Below are 3,890 nucleotides of genomic sequence, written 5' to 3'. Positions count from 1 at the left end.
ATATGGATGCCTTATTGGATGGAGATTTTATTCGTATTAGAAAAGAAAATAATCGTATTTATTATTCATTAAATGAAGCAGAAATTGAACATATGATTCAATATTTACATCAAAAACTACTAAAGGGTGAGATCTGATTTCACCCTTTAATAGTTAATTATATTTTCTAAATTTCTTTTTTATATGCAAAACTCCTCTTTTAATAAAAATTTTTTAAACATTAATCATATATTATAAATATATAGACTATTATCATAGATAAATTAAAAATCAATAAATATAAAACCTTTTATTTTTATCAAAACTTTCTAACATTAATTTTATTAACATATCTACAACATTCACCTCAGTAATCTCAAGGAAACATATTATCATTAGAATACATTTTCATTCTGAGTATTTAATTCTTTACAAACATTGTTAAAAATCAATTCTGAATTTTCGGTCAATTCGCCACTTTCAGTTAAAATCGCAGTATCTAGTATTGTTTTTATAGATGATGCGATTGAAACACATGCTACAATCTTCTTTTGAGAAGTTAAAGTGTATTCAGAATAATCCGTACCTTCAGTTTCAATAATTTTTTCCATTTCATAAATCAAAGGCAAGAAATATGAATCTAGTCTTGCTAATAAATCATAGAACATATATGTACGTCTTCTAATTGCTTGGCATTGAAATATTGCTGCTTCTAGTTGTTCACATATCTCATTAGCTTTTGCACTATTCGAATATGCTTCATCAAGATTTTTACTTGCTTTAGACCCTGCTATTACTCCTAATACCATCAAGGCTGGCGCTGCAACAATACCACCTAAAACAGCAGTACCTCCAGCAATTCCTAAGCCACCTGCAGCGATTGAGCCTCCTCCAAAAAAAGCCAAAGTTGCATTTGTTGCTGCAACTCCACTTAAAGAAGCAATTGCAGTACCTGTTGAAGCAGTAGCAAAAGTTGTTGCAGCACTGTAAGCGCCAAAAGCAGCAAACGCTCCCCCAGCTACCCCTGCTACTGCACCTTCCATTAATGAAGAAGCAAAATTCCCCAACTCTTTTAATTCTAAAAAATTCAACTTATCAAAATTAAGCTTATTAAACTCATTTAATCCTACTGTTTCTTTAAAATCAATATTTTTAATTTTTTCAAATAATTTTATAAATTCATTAACATTGTTTTCAAGAATAAAAAGTTTTTCTTGTCCTAAACTTTCTAAAGACTCACCACATGATTTACGCGCAATATTCAATTTTTCTTCGATTAATTTAATTCTTTCATTTGCAGATTCGTTTATTTTTTTTGCATTTGAATTATCTATCCCTGCTTTTACTGTTTTTCCAACACCTAATGCCCCTGTTACAGCAGCTGCACCTATAAGGAATAATGGTAACGGCATAATTCTTTCCCTCCTAATCATTAATTAATACTTTTAAACTTTTAATAATTGTTTCTCTTCTATTTGATAACTCTTTTATTTGCTTATCAACAACATTATATGGTTTACTTACTGTTTTTATCCACTTTTCCTCATTGTCAATAGATTCTAGTGTTTTCATTTTATTTTCTAATTCCAAATAAATTGATTTATCAATATCTAATTTCCTTACAATGAACTTTATCAAATTTCTTTCTTCTTTTGAGTATTTACCATCACCCATTGCCACAGATAAAAGATTCCAAATTAAAGTTGATTTAGCAATACCAATTTGAAAAAAATTGCTTATATCATACGACAAATCATTATAAAACCCATTAGAATTAGATGTAATAAATTTTTTTAAAATATCTTCAACACCTTCTTTTACAACTTCATAAAAGTCATCCTCATCAATCGCTTTGTTTAATTGGTTTTTACATTCATTAATAATATCTATTTTGTATTTTTGAAATGATGAATCTAGTTCGTTTCCAATCGCATCAAATGTTTCCTCTTCTATTTTACTTATGTCACCATCTACAGCCATTAAATAATATGTAAGTTTTAAAGCACTTTTTACATCTATTTTCATAAATCTCCTCCATTAAAACTCTAACGGTAAATCTGAGTTCATCAAAACATCAAATTCAGTTTTATTTGAAAATTGACTTACCTTTCCCAAGTTTTCTTGTAAAATATGATTTGCAAAAACAAAATTATCAATATTTTCTTCAAATATTGCTTTATCTAATTGATTAAAACATTCATTAAAAGACTTAATTTTATCAACAAAGTAATTAGATACCAAATAATTCATTTCTTTTCTATAATCTTGAATCATTGTAATCACTTCTGCACATTCAGCTTCAATCTGAATTCTTTCTTCTTTAGCTATTTTAGCTTCTTTCAATGCTATATTTAATTCATCATATATCGCCACTGCTGCGACATATCCAAAAGATGCTCCTGCAATTCCACTTAATACACTTATAATCTTAGGAGCAGATGCAGGAACAGCTGCTAATCCTATAGACCCGAATATTGCAGAACCAATTTCTCCTAATCCTTTCTTTCCTAATTCTTCGATACACCTAGCCCCGTCAATCTCCCCTTTTATATATCTACGCAAAGATTTTTCAATATCAATAGCTGTTGTAACTATACCAGCCGCCAAATTAGTTTTTGCCAAATTTCTTATATATCCTACCTTTGCATTCTGCATACTTCCTTTCGCCATTGTTCCTAAAAATGCAGTAGTATAACTAACAGCTGCTCCCTTCCCAGTATCACTAGCAACAGATTTTGCAGCTTCATAAGCAGTTTTTTCTCCTTTAGTGTATGAAACAATATTTTTTATAATCGAAACCGATCCAGCAATTGCAACTCCTATTTTCATTTGTTCTTTTCCAGCACGATGCGATATTTTAGCAATATCTTTCGCAATAGACAGCTTTGCATTTGTTCTGGCTTCAATTGCTTCTTCTGTAGTCAAACCACTTTTTCTCAGATTCTTTTTTATTTTTTCATACTTTCTAATTTTCTCCCTTTTGATCTGAGCTACTTCTGCCTTTCCTTTTTTATTTGCAACTTCTGCTTGTTGACATAATTCTTCAATTTTCTCGTCTATTAATCCTTTAGTCTTTTCATTTCCTAATAATACATCATATGCGTCATCAGGAATATCTAAAATAGCATCTGCAGCTAAATATTTTTCATATTTTTTACTATTTAATTTATTTAATAAATCTTTTGGGGTTTTACCAACAAATTTCATTTGAGCTCCTGAATTAATAATTTCATTACCCATCAAATCGACTTCTTTTATATCGAACAAAGTATCATTAATACTGCCCAAATCATCCGTTCTAATATATCGAGTATCTTTTTTATTGATAATGCTTTCAGCATTCTTTCTAGCAACAGATTTCACCTCAGCAGCAAATCCTGCCTGTTGCTTTATATTACTACTAAAATAATCAGGATTAACTTTTGAATCAGCTATTTTCCTAAGGCCTTTTTGAAGAACTTTTCCTGTTTCATTATCTGCTCCACTATATGAAACAACATGCTCTTTTACAGCACTTCCATATCTTTTAATAGTTTCTGCAGAAGCCCCTTCAAAAACAGCTTTATTTATACCTGTTATCAATTCTTTTTTATCATTTTTATTTTCTTTTGTCATCCTTTCATTTTCACCTACTTTAGAAAAAATTAACAAGTGTTGATATAATATAAACCCTATTTCCAAACATTTTATCAACAATTTGTATATATATAATTCTTTCCTATTAAAATAATTTTATCACAAACATAAACACATGTATAGAAGATACCATATTATTTAAATATTTTTGTAACAGGTTAATTGTAAAAGTAAATTCTACTTTAAAAAATAAAGTGGAATTTAGTCTTACGAATTTTCTTGTTATATGTTATTGATTATTTGTTCCTCATTTTCTGGATTAATGATATGAATGA

At 29.0% G+C, this 3,890-nt stretch carries 3 protein-coding genes; all 3 read right to left on the bottom strand.

From position 1 onward, the window contains the following. Nucleotides 1-374: 374 nt before the first annotated feature. The 3 genes from B5E48_RS13110 to B5E48_RS13100 are packed head-to-tail and all read right to left on the bottom strand — an operon-like array spanning nt 375 to nt 3,594. Entirely contained in the window at nt 375-1,391 is a 1,017-nt protein-coding gene (locus B5E48_RS13110; protein ID WP_087298336.1) for a hypothetical protein, read from the bottom strand. Between the two features lie 13 nt (nt 1,392-1,404). Continuing rightward, complete coding sequence (locus B5E48_RS13105) at nt 1,405-2,004, bottom strand: hypothetical protein (protein ID WP_087298335.1); 600 nt, start codon at nt 2,002-2,004, stop codon at nt 1,405-1,407. 12 nt (nt 2,005-2,016) lie between these two features. Further along, on the bottom strand, nt 2,017-3,594 hold the full coding sequence (locus B5E48_RS13100; RefSeq protein WP_087298334.1) for a hypothetical protein: 1,578 nt from the start codon (nt 3,592-3,594) through the stop codon (nt 2,017-2,019). Nucleotides 3,595-3,890 lie beyond the last annotated feature (296 nt).

The organism is Massilimicrobiota sp. An105, from assembly GCF_002161155.1.
GTDB classification, from domain to species: domain Bacteria; phylum Bacillota_I; class Bacilli_A; order Erysipelotrichales; family Coprobacillaceae; genus Allocoprobacillus; species Allocoprobacillus merdigallinarum.
Note: the sequence above shows the minus strand (reverse complement) of the source record. Positions and strands in the feature narration are given on the sequence as shown.

What these genes read in the sequence shown, in the direction of transcription:
- B5E48_RS13110 (WP_087298336.1), bottom strand. Translation starts at nt 1,391, where the DNA reads ATGCCGTTACCATTATTCCTTATAGGTGCAGCTGCTGTAACAGGGGCA.
- B5E48_RS13105 (WP_087298335.1), bottom strand. Translation starts at nt 2,004, where the DNA reads ATGAAAATAGATGTAAAAAGTGCTTTAAAACTTACATATTATTTAATG.
- B5E48_RS13100 (WP_087298334.1), bottom strand. Translation starts at nt 3,594, where the DNA reads ATGACAAAAGAAAATAAAAATGATAAAAAAGAATTGATAACAGGTATA.